Source organism: Streptomyces sp. NBC_00193, from assembly GCF_026342735.1.
Lineage (GTDB): Bacteria > Actinomycetota > Actinomycetes > Streptomycetales > Streptomycetaceae > Streptomyces > Streptomyces stoeckheimensis.
The window spans coordinates 3,011,298-3,036,401 of record NZ_JAPEMM010000001.1 but is presented as its reverse complement, the minus strand read 5'-3'; the positions used below and the strand labels follow the sequence as shown (position 1 = coordinate 3,036,401).

Below are 25,104 nucleotides of genomic sequence, written 5' to 3'. Positions count from 1 at the left end.
CGGGCCTGACCTACCGGCGACCCCACCGGAGCCGGCCCGGGCCGCGGCGGCCTCAGCCTCGCCGGCGCAGCCGCGGCTCCCCCGTTCCCGGTCGCCACCAGGCGACCCCCGCCCGGACCCTGGAAGCCATACGCCATTAACCGGGCATTAATGCGCGGTCGCGAAGCTGACCGCATGCAGCCCCGACTCCGACTGACGGCCGACCCGTCCGACGCGCCTGTCCTCCCGCGTGCGCGGAAGAATGGAGTCATGAGCCACAAGCCCAGCGCAGCCCCCACCGAGGTCCCCAGCCAGCAGCCGCCGCAGAAGTTCGCCTCCCCGTCGGCACCATCGGCCGCGGACATCTCCGCCGCCGCGGCCGCACGCGCCGCCACGCCCGAGGCGGTCGCCGCGCGCGCGGCCACCGGCGCCCACGCCCGCCTGGGGTCCATAGCCGCCCACCGCCCGCACGTCGATCTGGAACCGGATCTCGACGCGGATCTGGACGCCTACGACGAGAAGGACACCGGTGAGCTGCCCCCGGGCCGCTTCCTCGACCGGGAACGCAGCTGGCTCGCCTTCAACGAGCGCGTCCTGGAGCTCGCCGAGGACCCCGCCACGCCCCTCCTGGAGCGCGCGAACTTCCTGGCGATCTTCGCCAGCAACCTCGACGAGTTCTTCATGGTCCGCGTCGCCGGCCTCAAGCGCCGCATCGCGACCGGCGTCGCCACCCGTTCGGCCTCAGGCCTGCAGCCCCGTGAGGTCCTCGACCTCATCTGGACCCGCTCGCGCGAGCTCATGGCCCGCCACGCCGCCTGCTTCCAGCAGGACATCTCCCCCCAGCTCGCCGAGGAAGGCGTCCACCTCATCCGGTGGCCCGACCTCACCGAGAAGGAGCAGGCGCGCCTCTTCACCCTGTTCCGCAACCAGATCTTCCCGGTGCTCACCCCGCTGGCCGTGGACCCCGCGCACCCGTTCCCGTACATCTCCGGCCTGTCCCTGAACCTGGCCGTGGTCGTACGCAATCCCGTCAGCGGCCACCGCCACTTCGCCCGGGTCAAGGTCCCCCCGCTCCTCTCCCGCTTCCTGGAGGCCTCCCCGCAGCGCTACGTCCCGCTGGAGGACGTCATCGCCGCGCACCTGGAGGAGCTGTTCCCCGGCATGGAGGTGCTCGCGCACCACATGTTCCGCGTGACCCGCAACGAGGACCTCGAAGTCGAGGAGGACGACGCGGAGAACCTCCTCCAGGCCCTCGAAAAGGAGCTCATGCGGCGCCGTTTCGGCCCGCCGGTCCGCCTGGAGGTCGAGGAGTCCATCGACCCCGGCGTCCTGGACCTCCTGGTCCAGGAGCTGAAGGTCAACCCGTCCGAGGTGTACCCGCTCCCCGGCCCCCTCGACCTCACCGCCCTCTTCGGGATCGCCTCCCTGGACCGCCCGGAGCTGAAGTTCCCGAAGTTCGTCGCCGGCACGCACCGCGACCTCGCCGAGGTCGAGTCCGCGTCCGCGCCCGACATCTTCGCCGCGCTGCGCGAACGGGACGTGCTGCTGCACCACCCGTACGACTCCTTCTCCACCTCGGTGCAGGCCTTCCTGGAGCAGGCCGCCGCCGACCCGGACGTCCTGGCGATCAAGCAGACCCTGTACCGGACCTCCGGCGACTCCCCGATCGTGGACGCCCTGATCGACGCCGCCGAATCCGGCAAGCAGGTCCTCGTACTCGTCGAGATCAAGGCCCGCTTCGACGAGCAGGCCAACATCAAGTGGGCCCGCAAGCTCGAAGAGTCCGGCTGCCACGTCGTCTACGGCCTCGTCGGCCTCAAGACCCACTGCAAGCTGTCGCTCGTCGTCCGCCAGGAGGGCGACACGCTGCGCCGCTACTCCCACGTCGGCACCGGCAACTACCACCCCAAGACGGCACGGCTCTACGAGGACCTCGGCCTGCTCACCGCCGACCCGCAGGTCGGCGCGGACCTCTCCGACCTCTTCAACCGGCTGTCCGGCTACTCGCGCCGCGAGACCTACCGCCGGCTGCTCGTGGCCCCGCGCTCGCTGCGCGACGGCCTGATCTCCCGGATCGACAAGGAGGCCGCCCACCACAAGGCGGGCCGCCCCGCGTACGTCCGTCTCAAGATGAACTCCATCGTCGACGAGGCACTCATCGACTCCCTCTACCGGGCCTCGCAGGCGGGCGTGCCCATCGACATCTGGGTCCGCGGCATCTGCGCGATCCGCCCCGGTGTCCCCGGGCTCTCGGACAACATCCGGGTCCGCTCGATCCTCGGCCGCTTCCTGGAGCACTCCCGGGTCTTCGCCTTCGGCAACGGCGGCGAACCCGAGGTGTACATAGGCAGCGCCGACATGATGCACCGCAACCTCGACCGCCGTATCGAGGCACTGGTCAGGGTCGCCGACCCGGCCCACCGCGCGGCACTGGACCGGCTGCTGGCAACCGGAATGTCCGACGAGACCAGCTCCTGGCACCTGGGCCCGGACGGCGAATGGACCCGGCACAGCACGGACAGCGAGGGCCAGCCGCTGCGGCACGTTCAGGAGATGCTCATTGACGCCCGGAGGCGCCGGCGTGGCTCAGCCAAACCATGACCTGACCGCGACGACGGCAGGCACCGTGCTCGGTACGTACCTGCGTGCGCAGGCCACCGCATTCCTGCGGGGCCTGCGCCTGCACGAGGAGGGTGCCGCGAGCGGCAGAGCCGAGGGAAGCGAGGCGGCGCGCAGCCTGCGGGGGGCTGCGCGCCGGATCTCCTGTTCCCTGTCCACGTTCAGGGCGGTGGCCGATTCCTCCTGGGCGGATTCGCTGCGCACCGAGCTGGTCTGGCTGTCGGCGACCCTGGCCGACGAGCACGCGTACGCGGCCCGGCTGCTGCGGCTGATGGACGCCCTGCAGCGGCTGTCGGGGAGCCCCGAGGTACCGGCCCCCCGGGGTACGGCGGGCTCGCTGACCGTGGGCTCCGCCCGCGCGGGCGCCCTCCTGGAGCGCCAGCTCACCCTGGCCCGCACCCGGGCCCACTCGGCGACCCTGCATGCGCTGGGCTCCTCCCGCTTCCACGCCGTCGCGGACGCGGTGGCGGTCCTGGCCTCCGAGGTCCCGCTGGACCCCGTGGCGGCCCGGGGCCGGGTGGACGACGTCCTGGTCCCCCTCGCCGAGGTGGCGCATTCCCGCCTGTCCACGGCGGTGCACGCCCTGCCGGCCCCCTCGCCCTCGCACCCGTACGACGCGGACCACGACAGCGCCTGGAACGAGGTACGCCGCCTGCTGCGCGTCCACCGCTACGCCCAGGAGGCCCTGGGCGGCGACGTGGCCCGCCTGACGGTCGCGGGCGAGGCCCTGACCCGCCACCGGGACGCCGCGGAAGCCGCCGCCGCCTCGGCCACGGCGGCCCGCACCCCCCGCATCGCCCCGGCGACGGCCTACGCCCTGGGCGTCCTGCACGCGGACCAGCGCCACGAGGTGGAAGCCTCCCGCGCCACCTTCCAGCACCTGTGGCAACCGGCCGATTCCAGCCACGCCGGGGTCTGACCACGGCGGCCCCGGCAACGGCACCGCACGCACTCCCGGCGGGTCACGCAACGGTAACGGCGGGATAACGGGAGATGACGTCGGATGCCGAACCCACCCGGACACACCACCCCGTCCGCCACGGTTCACCATCCGTTCACTTACCCCGGTCGGCCGCTTCACCTGATCTGCCTAACTTCGTAGATGCAGGGAGCGAGTCGCCGCGAAGGCGGACGATTCCTCCGGGCAACCGACGTAGTCCTCTTCGCACGCCGCCCCGATACAGAAAGCGGCCGGCGGCTTCTGGAAGGAAACACCCGAAAGTGAAGCTTCAGCGCAAGAACATGCTTCGTGCCTCCGCCCTCGGGGCGCTCGTCGTGTCCGGCGCCCTGGTCCTCACGGCGTGCGGCTCGGACGACAACACCAAGACCGACGCCGGCGCCTCGGGCAAGCCTTCCGCCGCCGTGGGCGACATCAAGTGCGGCGACGCCAAGGGCAAGCTCCTCGCCTCGGGCTCCTCCGCGCAGAAGAACGCGATCGACCTGTGGGTGAAGGCGTACATGGCCGCCTGCCCCGGCATCGAGGTCAACTACAAGTCCTCCTCCTCCGGTGAGGGCATCGTCGCCTTCAACCAGGGCACCGTCGGCTTCGCCGGCTCGGACTCCGCGCTGAAGCCCGACGCCATCGAGGAGTCGAAGAAGATCTGCACCGGCGGTCAGGGCATCGACCTGCCGATGGTCGGCGGCCCCATCGCCATCGGCTTCAACGTCGCCGGTGTGGACAAGCTGGTCCTGGACGCCCCCACGATCGCCAACATCTTCAACGACAAGATCAAGAAGTGGGACGACGAGGCGATCAAGAAGCTGAACCCCGGCGTCACGCTTCCCTCCACCCCGATCCAGGCGCTCCACCGCTCCGAGGACTCGGGCACCACCGAGAACCTCGGCAAGTACCTCAAGACCGCCGCTCCGGAGGCCTGGACGTACGAGGCCGCGAAGAAGTGGCCGGCCCCGGGTGGCCTCGGCGCCTCCGGCTCCTCCGGTGTCGCCTCGCAGGTCAAGGCCGTTGACGGCGCGATCGGCTACTTCGAGCTCTCCTACGCCTCCGCGCAGAGCATCAAGACCGTGGACGTCGCCACCGGCGCCGCTGCCCCGGTCAAGGCCACCGGCGAGAACGCCTCCAAGGCCATCGCCGCCGCCAAGATCTCCGGCACCGGCGACGACCTGGCGCTGAAGCTCGACTACGCCACCAAGGCCGAGGGTGCGTACCCGATCGTCCTGGTGACCTACGAGGTCGTCTGCGACAAGGGCAACAAGGCCGAGACCCTCCCGGCCGTGAAGTCCTTCCTGAACTACACCGCGTCCGACGCGGGCCAGAAGGTGCTCCTCGAGAACGGCTACGCGCCGATCCCGGCCGAGATCAACGCCAAGGTCCGCGAAGTCCTCGCGAAGATCGCCTAATCCAGACCCCCGGGACCACCGGTCCGCTCCCCCCGTCCGGGGGGCGGACCGGCCCCGGGGACCTTCCCCTCCACCCAGGGGATCCGGTGCACCGCCGCCAGGGGGCCTGCCCCCGTCCAGACCGGAAAGATCATGGCTTCCATCACACCCACCCAGATAGACACGGCTCCGCCTGTCTCCAAGAGCGGAAGGTCCACCGGCCGCGCCGGTGACAAGATCTTCGCGGGCCTCTCCAAGGGCTCCGGCATCCTGCTCCTGGTGATCATGGCGTCGATCGCCGTCTTCCTCACCTACCGCGCCTCCATCGCACTGGCCGACAACGAGGGCAACTTCCTCACCACGTTCGACTGGAACGCCTCGGCCAAGCCCCCCGTCTTCGGCATCGCCGTCCTGCTCTTCGGCACCGTCGTCAGCTCGATCGTCGCGATGCTCATCGCGGTTCCGATCGCCGTCGGCATCGCCCTCTTCATCTCGCACTACGCGCCGCGCAAGCTGGCCGCGCCCCTCGCCTACGTGATCGACCTGCTGGCCGCCGTGCCGTCGATCATCTACGGCATCTGGGGCGCCCTCTTCCTCGTCCCGTACCTCGGCGGCCTGAACATGTGGCTCGACGAGTACATGGGCTGGACCTACGTCTTCGACAAGACCCAGGTCGGCGTCGCGCGCTCGCTCTTCACCGTCGGCATCCTGCTCGCGATCATGATCCTGCCGATCGTGACCAGCGTCAGCCGCGAGGTCTTCCTGCAGGTCCCGCGCATGAACGAGGAGGCCGCACTGGCCCTCGGCGCGACCCGCTGGGAAGTCATCCGGCTGTCGGTCCTGCCCTTCGGCCGCTCCGGAGTCATCTCCGCCTCGATGCTCGGCCTCGGCCGCGCGCTCGGCGAGACGATGGCCGTCGCGACCGTCCTCTCCCCGAGCTTCCTGATCTCCGGCCACATCCTGGACCCGGGCGGCGGCACGTTCGCGCAGAACATCGCCGCGAAGTTCGACGAGGCCAACGAGTTCGGCCGCGACGCCCTGATCGCCTCCGGTCTCGTGCTCTTCCTGCTCACCCTGCTGGTCAACGGCGCCGCCCGGCTGATCATCGCCCGTCGCAAGGACTTCTCGGGGGCGAACGCCTGATGAGCCACGCACTCCAGGACCCGCGCCCCTCCCGGGCCACCCGGTCCGTCGCCCCCGGCAGCCTGACGCAGGGCCACCTGCCCCGCTGGGCCCCGGCCGCCATCGCCGTCGCCTCGGTCGCCCTCGGCTCCGGCATCGGCGCCGTCTTCGGCCTCCACAGCAAGATCCAGTGGGGTCTGCTCGCGGCCCTGCTCTTCGTGGTCATCACGTACACGGCCAGCTCGATCGTCGAGAACCGCCGCCAGGCCAAGGACCGGGTCGCGACCTCCGTCGTCTGGGTCTGCTTCGTCCTCGCCCTCGTCCCGCTGCTCTCGCTGCTGTGGACGACGATCAGCCGCGGCATGAAGGTCCTCGACGGGGACTTCCTCGGCCACTCGATGAACGGCGTGACCAGCTTCGAGGCCGGCGGCGGCGTCTACCACGCCCTCCTCGGCACCATCGAGCAGGTCGCCCTCGCCACCGCGATCTCGGCCCCGATCGGCCTGCTGACCGCCGTCTACCTGGTCGAGTACGGCAAGGGCTCGCTCGCCAAGGCCGTCACCTTCTTCGTCGACGTCATGACCGGCATCCCCTCCATCGTCGCGGGTCTGTTCATCCTGACGACGTGGAACCTGATGCTCGGCTTCGGCCCCTCCGGCTTCGCCGGCGCGATGGCCCTGTCGATCCTGATGATGCCCGTCGTGGTCCGCTCCACCGAGGAGATGCTCAAGCTCGTCCCGAACGAGCTGCGCGAGGCCGCCCTGGCCCTCGGTGTGCCGAAGTGGCGCGTGATCCTCAAGGTCGTGCTCCCCACCGCCATCGGCGGCATCGCCACCGGTGTGATGCTGGCCGTGGCCCGCATCGCCGGTGAGACCGCGCCGATCATGCTGCTGGTCTTCGGTACCCAGCTGATCAACAACAACCCCTTCGAAGGCGCCCAGTCCTCGCTCCCCCTGTACATCTGGGAGCAGTACAAGGTCGGCAGTGAAGCCTCCTACGACCGGGCATGGGCCGCAGCGCTCGTCCTGATCGCCTTCGTCATGATCCTCAATCTGGTGGCTCGCGGCATCGCCCGCTGGAAGGCCCCCAAGACCGGTCGCTGACGCGACCACCCGAAAGCGAAGTGACCCCTCATGGCTAAGCGAATCGACGTCAGCGGACTGTCCGCCTTCTACGGCAACCACAAGGCCATCGACGACATCTCGATGACCGTGGAGCCCCGCTCCGTGACGGCCTTCATCGGCCCCTCCGGCTGCGGCAAGTCCACCTTCCTGCGCACCCTGAACCGCATGCACGAGGTCACCCCCGGCGGCCGCGTCGAGGGCAAGGTGCTGCTGGACGACGAGAACCTGTACGGCCCCGGCGTGGACCCGGTCGCGGTCCGCCGCACGGTCGGCATGGTCTTCCAGCGCCCGAACCCCTTCCCCACCATGTCGATCTTCGACAACGTGGCGGCGGGCCTGCGGCTGAACGGCTCCTTCAAGAAGTCCGAGCTCCAGGACATCGTCGAGAAGTCCCTCCAGGGCGCCAACCTCTGGAACGAGGTCAAGGACCGCCTGAACAAGCCCGGCTCCGGCCTCTCCGGCGGCCAGCAGCAGCGCCTGTGCATCGCCCGCGCCATCGCGGTCGAGCCCCAGGTCCTCCTGATGGACGAGCCCTGCTCGGCCCTCGACCCGATCTCCACCCTCGCCATCGAGGACCTGATCGGCGAGCTCAAGGAGCGCTTCACGATCGTCATCGTGACGCACAACATGCAGCAGGCGGCGCGCGTCTCCGACCGCACGGCCTTCTTCAACCTCTCCGCGGTCGGCCAGCCCGGAAAGCTGGTCGAGATCGACGACACGGACCGGATCTTCTCGAACCCGTCCGTGCAGGCGACCGAGGACTACATCTCGGGCCGCTTCGGCTAGACCCGGGATGTGATCGAGCGTCCTGCGGTGCTGCATGGCGGTGCCACCGCAAGGCGAAAGGGCCGGTTCCCCCTGGGTGGGGGGAACCGGCCCGCTTCTTTTCCTGCTTCTTTTCCTGCTTCTTTTCCTACGGCTCGTGCGGTCACACGAAGGCGAGGTTGACCACCCAGAAGCTGAGGGCCGCGACCAGCGCCGCGGCCGGCATGGTGATGAACCAGCCCAGGATGATGTTCTTGGCGACGCCCCAGCGGACCGCGTTCACCCGCTTGGTCGCGCCCACACCCATGATCGCCGAGGTGATCACGTGGGTGGTGGAGATCGGCGCGTGGAAGAGGAACGCCGAGCCGAACATGATCGAGGCGCCGGTGGTCTCCGCAGCGAAGCCCTGCGGCGGGTCCAGCTCGATGATCTTGCGGCCGAGGGTGCGCATGATGCGCCAGCCGCCCGCGTACGTACCCAGCGAGAGCATCACGGCGCACGCGATCTTGACCCAGACCGGGATCGAGTCGCCCGCGTTCTGCACGTCGGCGATGACCAGGGCCATCATCACGATGCCCATCGTCTTCTGCGCGTCCTGCAGACCGTGGCCGAGCGCCATGCCGGCCGCCGAGACCGTCTGCGCGATGCGGAAACCGCGCTTGGCCTTGTGCGGGTTGGCACGGCGGAACATCCACATGATGGCGACCATCACCAGGTAACCGACCACGAGGCCGACCACCGGCGAGATGAACATCGGGATGACGACCTTGTCGACCACGCCCGACCAGAGCACCTCGGTGCCGCCCGCCAGCGCCGCGCCCACCATGCCGCCGAACAGCGCGTGCGAGGAGGACGAGGGCAGGCCGAAGTACCAGGTGATCAGGTTCCACACGATCGCGCCGACGAGCGCCGCGAAGAGGATCCACATGCCCCGGTTGCCGTGGGGCGTCTCGATCAGGCCCTCGCTCACCGTCTTGGCGACCCCGCTGCCGAGGAAGGCACCGGCGAGGTTCATGACCGCGGCCATCGCGAGCGCGGCACGCGGGGTCAGCGCACGGGTCGAGACCGAGGTCGCGATCGCGTTCGCGGAGTCGTGAAAACCATTCGTATACGTAAAGCCGAGCGCGACACCGATGGTCACGATCAGAGCGAAGGTGTCCACGAGGTTCAGGACTCCTTGACCGCGATGGTCTCCACCGTGTTCGCGACGTGCTCGAACGCGTCGGCCGCCTCTTCGAGCACGTCGACGATCTGCTTGAGCTTCAGCACCTCGATGGCGTCGTACTTGCCGTTGAAGAGCTGGGCGAGCAGCTTGCGGTGGATCTGGTCGGCCTGGTTCTCGAGGCGGTTGACCTCGATCCAGTACTCGGTCAGGTTCTCCATCGTGCGCAGGTGGGGCATGGCTTCGGCGGTCAGCTCGGCCGCGCGCGCCAGTACCTCGATCTGCTGCTCGACGCCCTTGGGCAGTTCCTCCACGTTGTAGAGGACGACCAGGTCGACCGCCTCCTCCATGAAGTCCATGATGTCGTCGAGGCAGGACGCCAGGTTGTAGATGTCCTCGCGGTCGAACGGCGTAATGAAGGAGGAGTTGAGCTGGTGGAAGATCGCGTGGGTCGCGTCGTCTCCCGCGTGCTCCGCTGCCCGCATCCGCTCCGCGATCTCGGCTCGGGCGGAGGAGTCCGCTCCGAGCAGTTCCATGAGGAGCTTGGAGCCCGTGACGATGTTGTCCGCGGATGCGGCGAACATGTCGTAGAAGCTCGTCTCCCTGGGGGTCAGACGAAATCGCACGTGAGGTCCTCGGGGTGCATTGGATTCGGTCAGGCTGATGCTAGGCGCATCCCCCGGCCACGGCTAACCGGCCGTTCCCCAGTGTCCTCCATCAGGCAGAGTGAGGACCACGAGCCCCTGCCCCTGCGGCCGGGGGCCGGTACCCTATACCCATGAGGGGTATAGGTCCCCCATTCCGGACCACGGGAGGACGCATGACTGCCATCCAGGCGGAGGGCTCCGGAGCCACCACGGACGCGGATTCGGCCACGGACGCGGCCACGGTGACCGACGCGGTGACGGGCACGGGCGCCGGCGCGGTGCACGGCTACCACCACCAGAAGGACGAGCACCTCAAGCGCCTGCGCCGGATCGAGGGCCAGATCCGGGGCCTCCAGCGCCTCGTCGACGAGGACGTCTACTGCATCGACATACTCACCCAGGTCTCGGCCAGCACGAAGGCGCTCCAGTCCTTCGCGCTCCAGCTACTGGAGGAGCACCTGCGGCACTGCGTCGCCGACGCGGCCCTCAAGGGCGGGGGAGAGATCGACGCCAAGGTCGAGGAAGCCACGAAGGCGATCGCCCGACTGCTGCGCACCTGACCGGACGCGCGAGCGCCCGCGCGGCCGAGCGCACCAGGGGCGGGCCCGGGGAGCGGGGGTCAGCCGGACCACACGCCCATGAGCACCTCGTCGATCCGGTCCTGGCTGAGCCGCTCCTCGGCCACGGCCGACGCCGCGATGATCAACTCTCCGCACAGCTCGATCTCGGCGAGCGCCACGAGGTCCTGCACCGTCGAACCGCCTGCGGGAGTCACGCGTGTCACCTCAATCTGCCGTCGTCCGGTCTCCGGCGCTCGGTTTCTCAGCGTAGGGAGCACACGGCGCGGCGCGCATGACACCGATGGACCATTTCCGGCCCCCCCACAGGGGACAGGCGGCCGGCCATGGCCCGATCGCGCCGCCCCCGGGGGCTCCGGCCGGCTAATCGGCGATCTTCCCGGCGTAAATGTCCCCCTCGGCCGGCAGGACGACGGTGACCGGGGTCCCGAAGCCGTAGAGCAGCGTGGTGGACGACACATCGATCACGCCGTTGTTGACGTAGCTGAAGCGGTGGCGGACCTTCCGCAGGAGGCCGCCGGAGTCCAGGTAGGCGTCGAACGGCACCGCGTCCTTGCTGAACCCTTTCGCCGCCGCCTCCAGCGCCCCCTTCACCGCCGGTGAGGCCAACGCCGCGGCCCGCGCGATGTCGGTCGTCCCCCGGTAGTGGCGCACCTTGGTCCCGCCCACCTCGGTCTCGCCCACGTACGTCACCTCCTGCGCCCCGCGCAGCAGCTCGGCGGCGGCCATCGGGTCGGTGGCCCCGCCGGTGACGAGGTTCCCGTCGGCGAGGGCCGTCGTGTCGACGCGGACCCACTTGTCGTCGGGGACGCCCGCGCCCCGGTTCTTCATGTACAGCGCGCCGGGCACCAGCAGCTCGGTGATGGGCCGGTGCTCGGCCTTGCCCTTGGCGTCGTCGGGGAGCATGACCAGCAGCTGCCCCATCCGGTTCTTGAAGTCGACCCCGCCCTCGCCCCGGATCGTGACCCGGGTGCCGCCCGTCGCCATCTCCATGGCCGTACGGGTCTGCGCGCTCCCGGTCCTCAGGAGCACGTCTGCGGCTCCGCGGACCGTAGCCGCCGGGTCGTCCGCGGGCCGGGCGTCGTCGCCCGCGACGGCGTCGCCACCGCACCCGCTCAACGCCGCCACCGTCAGGGCCAGGCCGACCGCGACCGCAGCCCGACCCGCGCGACCCCGCCTCCGCCTGTGCTGGTGCACCACCATCGCCTGCCAACCCCCAACGCGTGACCGCTGTTTGCCCGAGGCCCCCACCCGCTCCGCTTAACGAGGTCCCGGGCCTCCCGTCACGGCCACGCCCTCCTCGCGCCGGGCCAGTGCCCCACCCGCCCCCGGCCCGGTACCTTGGTGGAGTGGACCCGCACACCGAAGCGACTCTCGTCCCTCCGCTTGCCGCAGTGCCGCTGCCCCGCGACCCCGGTCACGGCACCGTCCCGGCGCCGGCACCATCCACCGATCACGCCACGAGCACCTCCGAACGGGGCTCCTTCAGCCTGGCCGCCTGTACGTGCGGCTGGCGCGGCCCGGCCCGCCGCTCCCGCGACCTGGCCCGCAAGGACGCCGTCGGCCACGCCCCGGGGTAGCCCGATCGGACGGCCCGGCTGGCCGACGCGCCGGGGAGCGGTTGCCCTTGTCTCATGCCCGGACCCGCGCCACGACTCGCCGCCCTCACCTGGGCCCTGCTGATCGCGTTCGTCCCCGTCACCCCGGCCCGGGCCAGCCCCGTGGGTACGGCCGACGGGCCCGGCGACGTCGCCCTGGCCATCGGCGTCACCACCGCCGCGGCCACCGCGACCGGCCTGTGGCTGCGCTCCCGGTACCGGCGCTCCGAGGCGGAGGCCGACGCCACGGACCACGGCGGCGAACCGTGACCCCGCCTCCGACCCCGCCTCCGACCCCGCCTCCGCGTCCCAGGCCGGCCGCCGTCCGCGTCTGCTTCGGGGCCGCGGCGCTGTGCCTGCTGGCGGCCGTGGCGCTGAGCGTCTGGGACGCGTACGGCATCGGCTGACGCTCCGGGCACCGCCCGGAGCACCGCGTCAGGCGGCGAGGTCGTTCTCGTGCCCGCGCCCCGCCGGCTCCGTCGCCGCGAGGTCCACCGGCCGGGCCACCACGCGGTCGCGCGCCCGGACCAGGACGCCCAGCCGCGGGGACCGGGCCACCATCCGCACCACCGGGGTCAGCAGCGCCATCGCGAGCGGTGCGAGCAGCAGCACCACCGCGGTGCCCAGGGCGAGCCCGCCGATGACGTCGGTCGGATAGTGCAGGCCCATGTAGACCCGCGTGAACCCCTCCGCCAGGGCCAGCCCGATCCCGATGAAGCCGAGCTTGCGGTGGGCGACGAACAGGCCGACGCCGAGCGCCATCGCGAGCGTGGCGTGGTCGCTGACGAAGGAGAAGGCGCTGTGACCGATCCCGGCGCCGGGCTCCAGCACCTCGACCCCGCCGTGCTGCGCGGCCGGCCGCGGCCGGCCCACGAACTCCCGCAGCGGGACGTTCAGGAGCAGCGCGGCCCCTGCGGCGAGCGGGGCCCACACGAGCGCCGCGAAGGACTCGACGGCGGCGGCCTCTTCCTGCCGGCGCGCTCCGCGCCAGCACCACAGCACCAGGAGGACGAGGGCCAGCAGGATCCCGTACTCGCCGAGGAGCGCGACCGTCCGGTCCAGCCAGCCCGGGGCCTGCCGCGCCAGTCCGTTGATCTCGTACAGCAGGCTTACATCCACGTTCGGCCCACCTGTTGTGAGTCCAGCCATGGTGATGCGGCCCCTTGCCCTTGCCTTGGTACCCGTACGGCCGCACGCCGATGTGCGGCCCTTCGCCCCCGGTGATCAATCCGGCGCTTCCGCTCGTCCTGCCCCCAGTGACCATGGAACGCCCGTTCTGGCGGCTACGTTCCACTCTCCACCGAATGATCACCCCAACGTTATCGAAGAGTGACTCATCGTTGCAGCTCAGGGCCTTCGGTTCACGCTGTGTTGCCGACGCCCTCGCGGCGGGGCAGGGCCTCCGCGCCGTCCTTCGTCACGCGCGTCGCACCGAAGTAGTCGGGGGTGTCGATCTTGTCGAAGCGGATCACGGCTCCGGTGAACGGGGCGTTGATCATGTACCCGCCGCCCACGTAGAGCCCGACGTGCCGGATCTCCCGGGAGTTCGTCAGATCGTCGGAGAAGAACACCAGGTCCCCCGGCAGCAGTTCGGCGCGCGAGGGATGCGGACCCGCGTTGTACTGGTCGTTCGCCACGCGCGGCAGATCCACCCCCACCGACTCGTACGCGGCCTTGGTCAGCCCCGAGCAGTCGAACCGCCCGCCCTGCTCGGGCGTCCCGTTCCCGCCCCACAGGTAGGGGGTGCCCAGTTGCTTCTGCGCGAAGTAGATCGCCCCGGCGGCCTGCTGCGAGGGCGCGACCCGCCCGATGGGGGCCTCGAAGCTCTTGGCGAGGGTCGTGATGGTCTTCACGTACCCCTGGGTCTCCCGGTACGGCGGGACGCCCCCGTACTTCTGCACCGCGCCCGGACCCGCGTTGTAGGCGGCCAGCATGTTCGAGACGGCGTCCCCGGGCACCTTGCCCACCTGACGCGCCAGCACGCAGTCGTACGAAGCCGCCGACGGGATCGCGTCGTTCGGATCCCAGATGTCACGGTCCCCGTCGCCGTCCCCGTCGATGCCCTGCGTCGCCCACGTCCCCGGGATGAACTGCGCGATGCCCTTCGCGTCCGCCGGGCTCACCGCGCCCGGGTTCCAGCCGCTCTCCGAGTAGAGCTGGGCCGCCAGCACCGCCGGGGAGAGCGTCGGGCAGAGGTTGCCCCACTTCTGCACGAGGGACTGGTACTTCCCCGGCACGGCCCCCTTCGCGAGCCCACCGGCCCGCCCGCCGGCGCCTGCGATGCCCGCGGCGGCCGAGTACGTACCGACCACGAGCAGGGCGAGAAAGCACAGGCACGCCCCGAAGCTGATTCCACCGACCACCCAGAGTCTGCGCACCCGCCAACCTTCCCCCATCGAACGGCTTTTCCCGGGGCTCCCGCCACCCCGTGTCGAATCATCCCGCCGGGGAAGCGGCACAGGAACCGTCGCATCCCCGGCACTTGGAGCACAGACCCCGGCGGACGGGTGAACTCATAGGACGATACGAAGTACTTGAACCCCTGTCCCCTACCCCCTCGGGGCGATGAACAGACTCTGTGCGCTCCGCCCGATCGGCCCCTTCTCGTCGTGCAGCCGCGCGTCCGCCAGCCCGATGCCCGCCGCGTCCACGCTCGTACGCGCCTCCACGCACACCCATTCACCGGCCGGATGGCGGTGCAGGTGCACGGTGAGGTCCCCGTTGACGAAGAGGTACCGGCCGAAGTCCACCACCGAGCTGATCCCGTTGCCCGAGTCCGCCGCGACCAGCACCCGGTCCAGGGGCCGGGGCTCCTCACCGGCGACGAGCGGCACCCTCATCCGCATCCAGCAGGTCCCGGGACCCAGCTCCACGAACGCGCCCCGCGTGAAGCGGGTCTCCATCGCCGAGTGGTACCCCTGCTCCCACGGCACCGGGAAGAACGGCGTCGGCCCCACCTCCCCCGGCGGCGGCAGCTCCGGCCCGGGCACGACGGACGGCACGGACTCCTCCGCCACCCGGATCCGCAGCGCCCGCGCCAGCATCACGGGCGCGGCCCCGGCGGGAGCGAGCGCGGCCTCGACCACCTCGGTCCCGCGGCCGGCCCGCAGCACACTGGTCGTCAGCTCCAGCGGGCCGATCGGCACCGGGCGCAGGATCTCGTAGGTGATCCGGGCGATCCGCATGTCGTCCCGCCCGCCCGGCCGTTCCTCGATCGCCCGCCCGAGCAGCGCGGCCGGCGGGCCGGCGTGCTGCGAGCCGGGATCCCACGGGCCGCGCGTGTAACCGCTCGACAGGAACCGCCCCGCGTCGACCCGCTCGTAGAACCCGTCCACATCACTGACGCCACTCACACCGCTCTCGGCACCCATGGCCGCCACGCTACCGACTGGTAATCCGCGACCGCCAGCCCCACCGACCGGCGGAGCACGAAAGCTCAGCGGGCGAAGCCCAGCCCCACCCCGAGCCCCACCAGGACCGATCCGATGGCCCGGTTCAGCGCCTTCTGCGCCTTCAGCATCCGATCGCGAAGCCGGGAGTTGGAGAAGAACAGCGCGACCGCCCCGAACCAGCCCAGATGCGCCGCCGACATGAACAGCCCGTACCCGGCCTGCTGCCATACCGGGGTCCCCGGCCCGACCACCTGCGTGAAGGTGGACACGACGAACAGCGTGGTCTTCGGGTTGAGCACGTTGGTCAGGAAGCCGCTCCTGAGCGCCCCGAACGGCGTCAGCCCGCCCTTCTCCTCCAGGTCCACGGCCACCTCGGTCCGCGCCCGGAAGGTCCGTATCCCGATCCACACCAGGTACGCGGCGCCCGCGAGCTTGATCACCGTGAACAGTTCGGCGGAGGAGGCGATCAGCAGACCGACCCCGAGCATCGTGTAGGAGACGTGGACCAGCACCCCGGCCGCGACCCCGGCGGCCGCGAACAGGCCGGTGGGCCGCCCGTAGAGGTAGCTGTTGCGGACGACCATGGCGAAATCCGCACCGGGACTGATGACGGCGAGGAAGGTGATGACGGCTACTGCGATCACTTCGGTCATACGTCGATGCTCGCCGGACCCTCCCACGACGATCAAGAGCTTTCCGCATCCCGGCCACCCGACGACCGCGCAACTCCCCCACGAGGAGACAATGGGGTCGTGCCCAAGCCTCCCTCCGCCGGCCCCGCCACCGGCCCCGCCGCCCCGGCCCCGCTGCCCCTCCTGCAAGCGGACTGCGCCAACTGCTTCGCGCTCTGCTGCGTGGCCCTGCCCTTCGCCAAGTCCGCCGACTTCGCCGCGAACAAGCCCGCCGGCACCCCCTGCAAGAACCTCGGCCAGGACTTCCGCTGCGGCATCCACACCCGCCTGCGCGACAAGGGCTTCCAGGGCTGCACCGTCTTCGACTGCTTCGGCGCCGGCCAGCAGGTCTCCCAGATCACCTTCGGCGGCCGCGACTGGCGCTCCCACCCCGCCACCGCCGCCCCGATGTTCACCGTCTTCCCCGTGATGCGGAGCCTGCACGAGCTGCTCTTCTACCTCGCCGAAGCCCTCACCCTCCCCGCCGCCCGCCCCCTCCACGCGCAGCTGCGCACCGCCCTCGCCGACACCACCCGGTGGACCGGGGCGACCCCGGAGGCCCTCGCGGAGTTCGACATCGCCCCGCTGCGCCAGGAGGTGAACACCCTCCTCCTCGAAACCAGCGAGCTCGTACGGGCCAAGGTGGCGGGCCGCAAGAAGAACCACCGCGGCGCCGACCTGATGGGCGCCCGCCTGCCCGGCGCGGACCTGCGCGGCGCCAACCTCCGCGGCGCCTACCTGATCGCCGCCGACCTCAGCGGCGCAGACCTGCGCACGGCCGACCTCATCGGCGCGGACTTCCGCGACACCGACCTGCGCGACGCGGACCTCACGGACGCCCTCTTCCTCACCCAGCCCCAGCTGAACGCCGCCCGGGGCAACACCGCGACCCGCATCCCGCCCTCCCTCACGCGCCCCGCGCACTGGCTGCAGGACCGCCCGGGCCGCTGACGGCGCACACCGCACACCGGTGCGCCCCCGACGCCTCCACACGCCCCTCCATGAGGGTCACCCTCCGCAATCGACCCCCTACGGTGGGCCGGAGGCACCCGCACGCACCACCCGACCACGACCCCGAACCACGCCCCGTTGCGCCAAACGGCGCGGCCCGATCCGAGCCACCACCGCACCGAGACGACAATCATTGCCCGCGGTCACCCCTCGTGATACACAGAGTGACGATACGTTCTTTCCCCCACACGCCGCCCGACCCCAGGTCAGGACATACGGACGACACCCGGAGCGACGGATCGGGTAAAGAGAGCAGTCAAGTCGACATCCGACGGCGGTTTCATCAGGGAAGATAGGGCGTGACCCCTGCCGTCCGGGCACGGGCTACCGGAACTACCCATACAGGGGCGGTGAGTTACATGATCCTGGCAGCCGAAAAGGGCGACATCACCACCATCATCGGCGGAATCGCCCCGAACTGGGGGCCGTTCGGCAGTCTCGGCAACGAGGCGAAGGTCATGATCGAGGTGGTCATGGCCGTCGCGATCCTGCTCTGCCTGGGCATCGCCATCTGGGGCGCGGCCAAGCAGCGCATCGGCGCGACCGCACTGCGCGACACCTTCAGCGCGGAACAGGGCAAGGGCCTCATCGTGGCCGGCCTGACGGGCGTCTTCATCATCGGATCACTGGGCACCCTCTTCACGATCGTCTACGGAATGGCCGTCTAGCCCGAGCCCTGATGAGGACTCACCACACCGCGCCTGCGCGGATACCAGCGCTACCGTCGTACGACGCGGAGGGGGCGAACACCGAATGAGCACCGACGACCAATACGGTGGCGGCGAGGTCGGCGGCACCGGCCAGACCCGTACCCGCTTCCCGGAGCCCTCGGACCCGTACGCCCCACCCCGGCGCACCTCCCGAGGCCTCATCACCGTCGTCGGCGTGGTGGTCCTCCTCATCGCAGCCATCGCCTTCGCCAACCAGTCCCGCACCCCGGAAGACCCCCCCACCGCGGACAAGCCCCCCACAGCCACCAACCCGACGGCAGCCACGGGCATCCCCCCGGTCGACGGCAAGTCCGCAGGCATCCCGAAGGGCTTCGCCCAGACCGAACAGGGCGCCCAGTCCGCGGCGGCAAACTACGCGGTGGCCCTCGGCTCTGACGGCATGTTCAGAAAGAACACCCGGCACACCCTCGTGGACGGGATCTACACGCCCGACGCCGCCGCCAAGCTGAGAGGCCCTCAGGACGAGGCGTACTCCGCCGCGTTCCTCGCCAAACTCGGACTCGACGCGAACGGCAACCCTCCCCAGGGCAGCACCTTCGTCACCCGCGCCGTCCCCGTCGGCACCCGGACCGACAGCTACGCGCCCACGAGCGCGAAGGTCTCCGTCTGGTACACGGGCCTCATCGGCATGTCCGGACCGAAGTCCACCGACCCGGTACGCACGACGTGGAAGACCTGGACGTTCGAACTGGTCTGGGCGAACGGAGACTGGAAGGTCCTCTCCGACTCCCAGCAGGACGGCCCTGCACCGGTTCCCGGTGATGCGGTCGCGTCACCTTCCGAGGACATCAGCAAGGCCATCAAGGAGTTCGGAGGCTTCACCTATGCCCGCTAGCCTCCGGCTCCGGGTCGGCGTGGTCACCTGCGCCCAATTGGCCATCGCAGGCCTGGCGACCCGCGCCTACGCCGCCCCGAGCCCGACGCCAAGCCCGTCTCGGCTCCCCGCCAATGACCCCTGTGACCTGCTGATCGGCCCTGCGAAGCAGTACTGCGAACGCGGCGAATCCAACCTGCCGGCCGGCACCGGCCTCGCCCCCAGCGACCCCACAGACGCCCTCAACCCCCTCTCCTCCCTCGCAAAGGGCTGCGCCGACGCCGCAGCCTGGATCGTCGGCGAACTCAGCAAAGCGATCAACGGCACCGCCAACGTCGACTTCACGAACGGCACCTTCCTCAAGCAGTACGCCATCGTCTTCGCCGCCTCCACCATCCTCACGCTCATCCTCTGGCTCTTCGCCGTCGCCAAACGAGCCATCCGCGGCGTCCCCTTCACCACCGCCATGTCCGAAGCCATCGGCTTCCTCTGGCTCACCGTCCTCGCCTCCGCCTTCACCCCCCTCATCCTCTACACCGTCGTCTCCGCCACCGACGGCGTCACCGAGGTCATCGCCTCCGCCACCGGCGGCCAGACGGACGTCTTCTTCGGCTCCTTCGCCGAGGCCCTCAAAAAGGGCGACGACATCGGCGGCGGCCCGATCATGCTGATCGTGGTCGCCCTCGTCACCGTGCTCGCCGCCGGCATCCTCTGCCTCGAGCTCGTCATCCGCGCCGCGCTCCTCTACGTCGGCGCCCTGCTCGGCACCGTCGTCTACGCCGGCCTCGTCGACCGCAACCTCTGGGGCCACGTCCGCCGCTGGGCGGGCATCATGATCGCCGTCATCCTCGTGAAGCCGGTGATCGTCATCGTCCTGGGCCTCGCCGGAGCCCTCGCCGGAGAGAAGGGCCCGAACGCCTTCTCCGCCGTCGTCTCCGGCCTCGCCATCATCCTCCTGGCGATCTTCGCCTCCGCGATGATCTACCGATTCGTCCCCGGCTTCGGCGACGAGATCGCCTCCGCCCGCACCAACCGCAGCAAGGCCACCGACGGCGCCCAGGCGGCCGCCGTCATCAGCTCCCCGGCCTCCCTCGTCTCCCAGGGCATCAAGACCCACAGCAGCCGCGGCGGCGGAGGCGGAAACAGCGGCGGCGGCGCCCACCGCGCCGGCGGCGACAACCAGATCTCCGGAGGCATGGCCGCACACAGCAGCCGCGGCTCCGGCGGCGGAGGAGGCGGGGCCGGCCCCGCCGCCGCACCCCCGCCCCGTACGGGCTCCAGCACGAGGAACACAGGAGGTGACGGGCGGTGACGACCCAGTCCCACCAGCTCCACCCGGTCACGCCCCGCCGGACGTATCTCATCGGCCGGGCCCGGCCGAACGCGATCGTCGGCAAGAACCGCGAGACCGGCGAGATCGCCCTGATCATCGCCGGCGCGTTCCTCGGCATGATGAGCGGACTGCTCGTACCCGCGCTCACCCTGCGCATCGTCTCCCTCGCCGGCTTCCCCATGCTCGCCCTCGCCGCCGTCTACGTCCCCTACCGCGGCCGCACCTTCTACCGCTGGTTCGAGATCAACCGCAGCTTCAAGCGCACCCTGCGCCGCGGCACCACGTTCCGCTCCGGCGCCATGGAAGCCGGCATCCGCGCCGGCGACGGCCGCGAGGTCGAGGTCGGCCCGCCCCCCGGCATCGGCCGCATCAACTGGCTCGCCGCCCCCTTCGGCCCCGACGAGATCGCCGTCCTGCTCCACGCGGACCGCAGAACCGTCACCGCCGCCATCGAGATCGAGGGCCCCGGCGTCGGCCTGCGCGACAGCGAGGACCAGGAAGCCCTCGTCGACCGCTTCGGCACCCTCCTCAAGCACGTGGCCAACGGCGACGGCTTCGTCACCCGCCTCCAGATGCTCGTACGCACCCTGCCCGCCGACCCGGAGGCCCACGACAAGGACGTGGCCGCCCGCGGCGACACCAACGCCCCCGTCTGGCTGCGCGATTCGTACGACCAGCTCCAGTCGATGGTGTCGACCTCCTCCGAGCAGCACCGCGCGTACCTCGTCGCCTGCATCCACTTCACCCGCGAACTCGCCGCCGAGGCCCACACCATCGCCCGCGCCGCGCTCCCCCACAAGGGCCGCAGGGTCGACCGCGACGCCGGCCTCGCCATCGTCATGGCCCGCGAGCTCACCGACATCTGCGCCCGCCTCGCCGAGGCCGACATCCGCGTCCGCCAGCCGCTGGGCCAGGGCCGCCTCGCCTCCCTCGTGCACTCCATGTACGACCCGGACCACCCCATCGACCACATCCAGGCCATGACCAAGCGCAACGCCTGGCCCGCCGAACTGGACGCCGTCGAACCGACCTACCTCCAGGCCAAGACCCGCGAGTCCTCCACCCGCGCCCCCTGGTGCCACGCCACGGCCTGGGTGAAGGAATGGCCGATGACCCCGGTCGGCGTGAACTTCCTCGCCCCGCTCCTGGTCCACACCCCCGACGTCATCCGCACGGTCGCCGTCACCATGGACCTGGAGCCCACCGAGATCGCCATCGAGCGCATGCTCACGGAGAAGACGAACGACGAGGCCGACGCCAGCCGCGCCGCCAAGATGAACCGCACGGTCGACCCCCGCGACATCGCCGCGCACGGCCGGCTCGACCAGCGCGGCGAGGACCTCGCGAGCGGCGCCGCCGGGGTCAACCTGGTCGGCTACATCACGGTCTCCTCCCGCTCCCCCGAAGCCCTCGCCCGCGACAAGCGCACCATCCGCGCCTCGGCGGGCAAGTCCTACCTGAAGCTCGAATGGTGTGACCGCGAGCACCACCGCGCCTTCGTCAACACCCTGCCGTTCGCCACCGGCATCCGACGCTAGCTGGAGGGAATGGCCGCCCATGCGAGATCCCATGTCCGCCCTGACGGACGCCTTCACCAGCTTCCTGTTCGGCAAGGTGGAAACCACACGCCTGCCCGTCCGCACCTCGACCGGGCAGGCACAGGCCGTCTACCTGCCCACGGCCGCCCCCGGTCTCGGCGACTCGGGCGTCATCATCGGCCGTGAGGTCTACAGCGGCAAGGGCTACATCTACGACCCCTTCCAGCTGTACGGCCAGCAGCTCCCGGCCCCCCACTGGCTGGTCCTGGGCGAATCCGGCAACGGCAAGTCCGCCCTCGAAAAGACCTACGTCCTACGCCAACTCCGCTTCAGGGACCGCCAGGTCGTCGTCCTGGACGCCCAGGGCGAGGACGGCGTCGGCGAGTGGAACCTCATCGCCCAGCAGCTGGGAATAACCCCCATCCGCCTGGACCCCATCGCCGCGAACGACGACGGGATCCGCCTCAACCCCCTCGACCCGGCGATCACGGCGACGGGCCAGCTCGCGCTGCTCCGCACCATCATCGAAGTAGCCATGGGGCACGGCCTCGACGAACGCTCCGGCTTCGCCCTGAAGGTCGCCCACGCCTACGTCGTGGAAACCATCACGGACCGCCAGCCGGTCCTGATGGACATCGTGGAACAGCTGCGCCATCCGGAGCCGGAATCGGCCCTCTCCATGAACGTGGCCATAGACGATGTCCGCGCCTGGGGCCTGGACGTCGCGCTCGTCATCGACCGCCTGGTCGACGGCGACCTGCGCGGCATGTTCGACGGCCCGACCACCGTGGGCATCGACCTCGACGCGCCCCTCATCGTCTTCGACCTGTCCCACATCGACCGCAACTCCATCGCCATGCCGATCCTGATGGCGATCGTCGGCGTGTGGCTGGAACACACCTGGATCCGCCCGGACCGCAAGAAGCGCATCTTCCTGGTCGAAGAGGCCTGGCACATCATCAACAGCCCTTTCGTGGCCCAGCTCTTCCAGCGCCTCCTCAAGTTCGGCCGCCGCCTGGGCCTGTCCTTCGTAGCGGTGGTCCACCACCTCTCGGACGTGGTCGACGGCGCGGCGGCACGCGAGGCCGCAGCGATCCTGAAAATGGCCTCGACCCGCACGATCTACGCCCAGAAAGCGGACGAGGCCCGCGCCACGGGCCGCGTCCTGGGCCTGCCCCGCTGGGCGGTGGAAATCATCCCGACCCTCACCCCCGGCATCGCGGTCTGGGACGTGAACGGCAACGTCCAGGTGGTCAAACACCTGATCACCGAGGCCGAACGCCCCCTGGTCTTCACGGACCGTGCCATGACGGAGTCCTCGGTCCAACACCGCCTCCCCGACGACCTCCTGGCCGCCGAACTGGAAACAGAAGAACGAGCCCTCCTGATGGAACGCCACCGCAACGCCGGCGGCTCGGCCACCACGGTGGCCTGACATGCCCCAGCGCACGGACCACCCGGACCCCCGCCCCCAGGGCGGCATCCCGGACGGCCTCCTGGTCGGCCTCCTGGCCTTCCTCCTGGGCCTGGCCGTCCTCACCTGGACGGCCACCGGCCTGGCGGCGCTCTTCACGAAGGGCGCCTGGCCGAGCAAGGTCACCTTCACCCGCACCCCGACCGCGGTCCGCTCGCTGATAGCTCAACCCCACGACATCCCGGCGGCCTGGCCGGACACGCCCCCCGAGGCCCTCTCCAACTGGGGCCTCTTCTGGGGCCTGTTCATCAGCCAGCTCCTGGTCCTCCTGGTCCTGACCATCTTCACCCTGGGCGTCGTAGCCCGCACAAGATCCCGGCACCGCCTAAAGACCGAACAGGACCGCCAAGCCCCGCCCCCCGCAACACCCCCCACCGCACAGCCAAATTCAGCCCCTCCGGCGTTTGAGGAGCGGGGGCCCGGGGGCTGGCCCCCGGCAACGGCGCCGCACCCACCCACGGTCCCCACCCCCACCAAGCCCTACCCTGCGTCGCAGCCGATCTCAGCCCCTCCGGCGTTTGAGGAGCGGGGGTCCGGGGGCAGAGCCCCCGGCATCGGCGCCGCACCCACGGACGAGGCGTACCGCTACGGCTTCGGCTACGCCCCGAGCCCGGCGCAGCCATCCACCCCGCCCCAAACCCGCGGCCTCGCCTACGCCCCACCCGAGGCCCGAACCAAGGCCGCCACAGCGGCCATCGCGGCAGCAACCGGCGCGGTCCTCGTGATCACGTCCTCCCCCACCCTCTGGTCGGACACGAAGGACGCCCGCTCCAAACTGGGCCCCGTCCTCCTCTACGACCCCTCCCACCTCTGCGACACCCCGGCCCGCATCCACTGGAGCCCCACCGAAGGCTGCGCGGACCGCGCCACCGCCGCCGCCCGCGCCATCGCGCTGCTGGCCCCGGTCCGCCCCCAGGCCCGTATGGACTCCGCCCTCGCGGACACCGCGGAAACGCTCCTGCGCAGCTGGCTCCAAGCCGCTGCCCTGGACAACCGCCCGTTCAAGCAGCTGCACCGGTGGGCCCAGGGCACCAACGCCCAGGAGCCGGTCCGCATCCTCCGCACCCACCCCCAGGCGGCAACCGCCGCCCCCGGCGCGGCCGGCGAGCTCGAGAGCGCCCTCACCGCGCACCCAGACCGCCGCGAACTCGCCCAACACCTCACGGCCCGGGCCCTGACGGCCCTCTCCTCGATCCACATCCGGGAATCCTGCACCCCGAACCGAACCGATTCCCTCGCCCTCGCATCGTTCGTCTCCGAAGGGGGCACCCTCTACGTGGTGGGCGAACCCCTGGAAGACCCCCGGGCCCACCCGGGTGCGATGCCACTGCTGACCGCACTCGCCTCCAGCGTGGTCGAGCACGGCCGCCGCATGGCCGCACGGTCATCCGACGGTCGGCTCGACCCACCACTGAGCCTGGTCTTCGAGGACGTCGCCGCCGTGGCCCCGATCCCCCAACTGCCGCAGCTGCTCCAGGACACGACGCTCCCGCTCCTCGCCCTGTGCCGCAGCCGCGAGCAGGCCCGCTCCCGCTGGCCGGAAGCGGACCTCCCCGTAGCCGCCCGCTAGGCGGGACGCGGGATCACGTACTCCAGCTCCTTCGCCGACGGATCGGTCGGCATCGGCACGACCTTCCCGCTGGGCACGAACCCGAAGCGCCGGTAGAACGCCCCTGCCCGCGCATTCTGCTCGTGCACGAAGAGCCGTACGCGCGCCAGCACCGGCTCCTCCAACCCCCAGGCCCACTCCAGCGCGGCCGCGAACAGCTTCTCCGTCAGCCCGATCCCCCGCTGCGCCGGCCGGACGAACACGCCCACGAAGTGCGCCTGGGCCTGCTCGATCTCCCCGTCGAAGATGTCGGTCGTGCCGGCCGCCTCGACGAGCACGCTCACCGTCCCAGCCCACTCCCCATCGGGCCCCTCGGCGATGAACTGCCGGATGCCCGACCCCGTCGCACCCCCGGCAGCCCTCTCCTGCCAGAACTCATCAGACTTCGCCTCGCCCTGCTCGAGGGTCTCCAGAAAGGCCACCGGCGCGGCCGGATCCCGCAGAGCCGCGAGCCGCAGCTCCTTCACCTTGGCCCACTCGTCGGCCCGGACAGGACGTATCACGTACTCGTTCATACCTCGGGATCCTAACGAGCCGGCCCACCCGACCTCACCCGAGTTTCCACGGCCCTGAAGACCCCGTAAACGCAGAAAAGCCCCG

General features: G+C 70.6%; 26 protein-coding genes. 17 read left to right on the top strand and 9 right to left on the bottom strand.

Annotated elements, in window-relative coordinates:
- Positions 1 to 249: 249 nt before the first annotated feature.
- The 6 genes from OG898_RS13445 to pstB all read left to right on the top strand — a co-directional run bounded on the left by OG898_RS13445 (position 250) and on the right by pstB (position 7,967).
- Positions 250 to 2,580, top strand: a complete 2,331-nt coding sequence (locus OG898_RS13445; RefSeq protein ID WP_250744612.1) for an RNA degradosome polyphosphate kinase — start codon at positions 250 to 252, stop codon at positions 2,578 to 2,580.
- Positions 2,561 to 3,517: a CHAD domain-containing protein gene (locus tag OG898_RS13440; protein ID WP_266956963.1), complete on the top strand. Its 957-nt coding sequence runs from the start codon at positions 2,561 to 2,563 to the stop codon at positions 3,515 to 3,517. The genes OG898_RS13445 and OG898_RS13440 overlap by 20 nt, the downstream gene beginning before the upstream one ends.
- A 302-nt stretch (positions 3,518 to 3,819) precedes the next feature.
- On the top strand, positions 3,820 to 4,956 hold the full coding sequence (gene pstS / locus OG898_RS13435) for a phosphate ABC transporter substrate-binding protein PstS (protein ID WP_250744614.1): 1,137 nt from the start codon (positions 3,820 to 3,822) through the stop codon (positions 4,954 to 4,956).
- Positions 4,957 to 5,088: 132 nt separating this feature from the next.
- Positions 5,089 to 6,078 (top strand): phosphate ABC transporter permease subunit PstC, encoded by a 990-nt coding sequence (gene pstC / locus OG898_RS13430; RefSeq protein WP_250744615.1) that lies wholly within the window; start codon positions 5,089 to 5,091, stop codon positions 6,076 to 6,078.
- Positions 6,078 to 7,160 (top strand): phosphate ABC transporter permease PstA, encoded by a 1,083-nt coding sequence (gene pstA / locus OG898_RS13425; protein WP_250744616.1) that lies wholly within the window; start codon positions 6,078 to 6,080, stop codon positions 7,158 to 7,160. Before pstC ends, pstA begins: the two co-directional genes overlap by 1 nt.
- A gap of 30 nt (positions 7,161 to 7,190) precedes the next feature.
- The gene (pstB, locus tag OG898_RS13420; RefSeq protein WP_250744617.1) at positions 7,191 to 7,967 is read left to right on the top strand and encodes a phosphate ABC transporter ATP-binding protein PstB; all 777 of its coding nucleotides are present in this window, start codon (positions 7,191 to 7,193) and stop codon (positions 7,965 to 7,967) included.
- A 142-nt stretch (positions 7,968 to 8,109) separates the two neighbouring features.
- Here the strand turns inward: pstB and OG898_RS13415 are convergent, their stop codons facing one another.
- The gene (locus OG898_RS13415; RefSeq protein WP_250744618.1) at positions 8,110 to 9,108 is read right to left on the bottom strand and encodes an inorganic phosphate transporter; all 999 of its coding nucleotides are present in this window, start codon (positions 9,106 to 9,108) and stop codon (positions 8,110 to 8,112) included.
- A 5-nt stretch (positions 9,109 to 9,113) separates the two neighbouring features.
- On the bottom strand, positions 9,114 to 9,734 hold the full coding sequence (locus OG898_RS13410; protein WP_150519007.1) for a DUF47 domain-containing protein: 621 nt from the start codon (positions 9,732 to 9,734) through the stop codon (positions 9,114 to 9,116).
- Between the two features lie 194 nt (positions 9,735 to 9,928).
- On the opposite strand from OG898_RS13410, the gene OG898_RS13405 reads away from it, so the two are divergent.
- The gene (locus OG898_RS13405) at positions 9,929 to 10,315 is read left to right on the top strand and encodes a metal-sensitive transcriptional regulator (protein ID WP_250744619.1); all 387 of its coding nucleotides are present in this window, start codon (positions 9,929 to 9,931) and stop codon (positions 10,313 to 10,315) included.
- Positions 10,316 to 10,374: 59 nt separating this feature from the next.
- Here the strand turns inward: OG898_RS13405 and OG898_RS13400 are convergent, their stop codons facing one another.
- Together OG898_RS13400 and OG898_RS13395 are read right to left on the bottom strand one after the other, a co-directional pair.
- The gene (locus OG898_RS13400; protein WP_250744641.1) at positions 10,375 to 10,530 is read right to left on the bottom strand and encodes a hypothetical protein; all 156 of its coding nucleotides are present in this window, start codon (positions 10,528 to 10,530) and stop codon (positions 10,375 to 10,377) included.
- 166 nt (positions 10,531 to 10,696) lie between these two features.
- Positions 10,697 to 11,536, bottom strand: a complete 840-nt coding sequence (locus tag OG898_RS13395; protein WP_266956958.1) for a hypothetical protein — start codon at positions 11,534 to 11,536, stop codon at positions 10,697 to 10,699.
- Positions 11,537 to 11,727: 191 nt separating this feature from the next.
- Here OG898_RS13395 and OG898_RS13390 point away from each other — a divergent pair, with 191 nt between their 5' ends.
- Genes OG898_RS13390 through OG898_RS13380 form a run of 3 tightly spaced genes read left to right on the top strand, consistent with a single transcriptional unit; the run spans position 11,728 to position 12,338 of the window.
- Complete coding sequence (locus OG898_RS13390; protein ID WP_266956956.1) at positions 11,728 to 11,913, top strand: hypothetical protein; 186 nt, start codon at positions 11,728 to 11,730, stop codon at positions 11,911 to 11,913.
- A gap of 54 nt (positions 11,914 to 11,967) precedes the next feature.
- Positions 11,968 to 12,201 carry a hypothetical protein gene (locus tag OG898_RS13385; protein WP_250744622.1) on the top strand — a complete coding sequence of 78 codons (234 nt, stop codon included), beginning with the start codon at positions 11,968 to 11,970 and terminating at the stop codon, positions 12,199 to 12,201.
- Complete coding sequence (locus OG898_RS13380; RefSeq protein WP_266956954.1) at positions 12,198 to 12,338, top strand: hypothetical protein; 141 nt, start codon at positions 12,198 to 12,200, stop codon at positions 12,336 to 12,338. Before OG898_RS13385 ends, OG898_RS13380 begins: the two co-directional genes overlap by 4 nt.
- A gap of 28 nt (positions 12,339 to 12,366) precedes the next feature.
- Here OG898_RS13380 and OG898_RS13375 read toward each other — a convergent pair whose 3' ends face one another.
- From OG898_RS13375 to OG898_RS13360, 4 genes are all read right to left on the bottom strand, one after another.
- The gene (locus tag OG898_RS13375) at positions 12,367 to 13,080 is read right to left on the bottom strand and encodes a phosphatase PAP2 family protein (RefSeq protein ID WP_250744623.1); all 714 of its coding nucleotides are present in this window, start codon (positions 13,078 to 13,080) and stop codon (positions 12,367 to 12,369) included.
- 212 nt (positions 13,081 to 13,292) lie between these two features.
- Positions 13,293 to 14,309: an NlpC/P60 family protein gene (locus OG898_RS13370; RefSeq protein WP_274548361.1), complete on the bottom strand. Its 1,017-nt coding sequence runs from the start codon at positions 14,307 to 14,309 to the stop codon at positions 13,293 to 13,295.
- Positions 14,310 to 14,480: 171 nt separating this feature from the next.
- Entirely contained in the window at positions 14,481 to 15,302 is an 822-nt protein-coding gene (locus tag OG898_RS13365; RefSeq protein WP_250744625.1) for a thioesterase family protein, read from the bottom strand.
- A gap of 65 nt (positions 15,303 to 15,367) precedes the next feature.
- The gene (locus OG898_RS13360) at positions 15,368 to 15,976 is read right to left on the bottom strand and encodes a LysE family translocator (protein WP_250744626.1); all 609 of its coding nucleotides are present in this window, start codon (positions 15,974 to 15,976) and stop codon (positions 15,368 to 15,370) included.
- Between the two features lie 153 nt (positions 15,977 to 16,129).
- Here OG898_RS13360 and OG898_RS13355 point away from each other — a divergent pair, with 153 nt between their 5' ends.
- From OG898_RS13355 to OG898_RS13325, 7 genes are all read left to right on the top strand, one after another.
- Positions 16,130 to 16,945, top strand: coding sequence for a pentapeptide repeat-containing protein (locus OG898_RS13355; RefSeq protein WP_266960226.1), 816 nt, complete (start codon positions 16,130 to 16,132; stop codon positions 16,943 to 16,945).
- 419 nt (positions 16,946 to 17,364) lie between these two features.
- Positions 17,365 to 17,673 carry a hypothetical protein gene (locus tag OG898_RS13350; protein WP_008742356.1) on the top strand — a complete coding sequence of 103 codons (309 nt, stop codon included), beginning with the start codon at positions 17,365 to 17,367 and terminating at the stop codon, positions 17,671 to 17,673.
- An 85-nt stretch (positions 17,674 to 17,758) separates the two neighbouring features.
- Positions 17,759 to 18,571 (top strand): hypothetical protein, encoded by an 813-nt coding sequence (locus OG898_RS13345; RefSeq protein WP_266956950.1) that lies wholly within the window; start codon positions 17,759 to 17,761, stop codon positions 18,569 to 18,571.
- Positions 18,561 to 19,862 (top strand): hypothetical protein, encoded by a 1,302-nt coding sequence (locus OG898_RS13340; protein ID WP_266956948.1) that lies wholly within the window; start codon positions 18,561 to 18,563, stop codon positions 19,860 to 19,862. Before OG898_RS13345 ends, OG898_RS13340 begins: the two co-directional genes overlap by 11 nt.
- Positions 19,859 to 21,421, top strand: a complete 1,563-nt coding sequence (locus OG898_RS13335; protein ID WP_250744630.1) for an SCO6880 family protein — start codon at positions 19,859 to 19,861, stop codon at positions 21,419 to 21,421. Before OG898_RS13340 ends, OG898_RS13335 begins: the two co-directional genes overlap by 4 nt.
- A gap of 19 nt (positions 21,422 to 21,440) precedes the next feature.
- Positions 21,441 to 22,856, top strand: a complete 1,416-nt coding sequence (locus tag OG898_RS13330; RefSeq protein ID WP_250744631.1) for an ATP-binding protein — start codon at positions 21,441 to 21,443, stop codon at positions 22,854 to 22,856.
- 1 nt (position 22,857) lies between these two features.
- Positions 22,858 to 24,465 (top strand): type VI secretion protein, encoded by a 1,608-nt coding sequence (locus tag OG898_RS13325; protein WP_266956946.1) that lies wholly within the window; start codon positions 22,858 to 22,860, stop codon positions 24,463 to 24,465.
- On the opposite strand, the gene OG898_RS13320 is transcribed toward OG898_RS13325, so the two are convergent.
- Positions 24,462 to 25,019 (bottom strand): GNAT family N-acetyltransferase, encoded by a 558-nt coding sequence (locus OG898_RS13320; protein WP_266956944.1) that lies wholly within the window; start codon positions 25,017 to 25,019, stop codon positions 24,462 to 24,464. The genes OG898_RS13325 and OG898_RS13320 overlap by 4 nt on opposite strands.
- Positions 25,020 to 25,104: the final 85 nt, after the last annotated feature.

What these genes read in the sequence shown, in the direction of transcription:
- OG898_RS13445 (WP_250744612.1), top strand. Translation starts at nt 250, where the DNA reads ATGAGCCACAAGCCCAGCGCAGCCCCCACCGAGGTCCCCAGCCAGCAG.
- pstC (WP_250744615.1), top strand. Translation starts at nt 5,089, where the DNA reads ATGGCTTCCATCACACCCACCCAGATAGACACGGCTCCGCCTGTCTCC.
- pstA (WP_250744616.1), top strand. Translation starts at nt 6,078, where the DNA reads ATGAGCCACGCACTCCAGGACCCGCGCCCCTCCCGGGCCACCCGGTCC.
- pstB (WP_250744617.1), top strand. Translation starts at nt 7,191, where the DNA reads ATGGCTAAGCGAATCGACGTCAGCGGACTGTCCGCCTTCTACGGCAAC.
- OG898_RS13405 (WP_250744619.1), top strand. Translation starts at nt 9,929, where the DNA reads ATGACTGCCATCCAGGCGGAGGGCTCCGGAGCCACCACGGACGCGGAT.
- OG898_RS13395 (WP_266956958.1), bottom strand. Translation starts at nt 11,536, where the DNA reads ATGGTGGTGCACCAGCACAGGCGGAGGCGGGGTCGCGCGGGTCGGGCT.
- OG898_RS13385 (WP_250744622.1), top strand. Translation starts at nt 11,968, where the DNA reads ATGCCCGGACCCGCGCCACGACTCGCCGCCCTCACCTGGGCCCTGCTG.
- OG898_RS13375 (WP_250744623.1), bottom strand. Translation starts at nt 13,080, where the DNA reads ATGGCTGGACTCACAACAGGTGGGCCGAACGTGGATGTAAGCCTGCTG.
- OG898_RS13365 (WP_250744625.1), bottom strand. Translation starts at nt 15,302, where the DNA reads ATGGGTGCCGAGAGCGGTGTGAGTGGCGTCAGTGATGTGGACGGGTTC.
- OG898_RS13360 (WP_250744626.1), bottom strand. Translation starts at nt 15,976, where the DNA reads ATGACCGAAGTGATCGCAGTAGCCGTCATCACCTTCCTCGCCGTCATC.
- OG898_RS13350 (WP_008742356.1), top strand. Translation starts at nt 17,365, where the DNA reads ATGATCCTGGCAGCCGAAAAGGGCGACATCACCACCATCATCGGCGGA.
- OG898_RS13345 (WP_266956950.1), top strand. Translation starts at nt 17,759, where the DNA reads ATGAGCACCGACGACCAATACGGTGGCGGCGAGGTCGGCGGCACCGGC.
- OG898_RS13340 (WP_266956948.1), top strand. Translation starts at nt 18,561, where the DNA reads ATGCCCGCTAGCCTCCGGCTCCGGGTCGGCGTGGTCACCTGCGCCCAA.
- OG898_RS13330 (WP_250744631.1), top strand. Translation starts at nt 21,441, where the DNA reads ATGCGAGATCCCATGTCCGCCCTGACGGACGCCTTCACCAGCTTCCTG.
- OG898_RS13325 (WP_266956946.1), top strand. Translation starts at nt 22,858, where the DNA reads ATGCCCCAGCGCACGGACCACCCGGACCCCCGCCCCCAGGGCGGCATC.
- OG898_RS13320 (WP_266956944.1), bottom strand. Translation starts at nt 25,019, where the DNA reads ATGAACGAGTACGTGATACGTCCTGTCCGGGCCGACGAGTGGGCCAAG.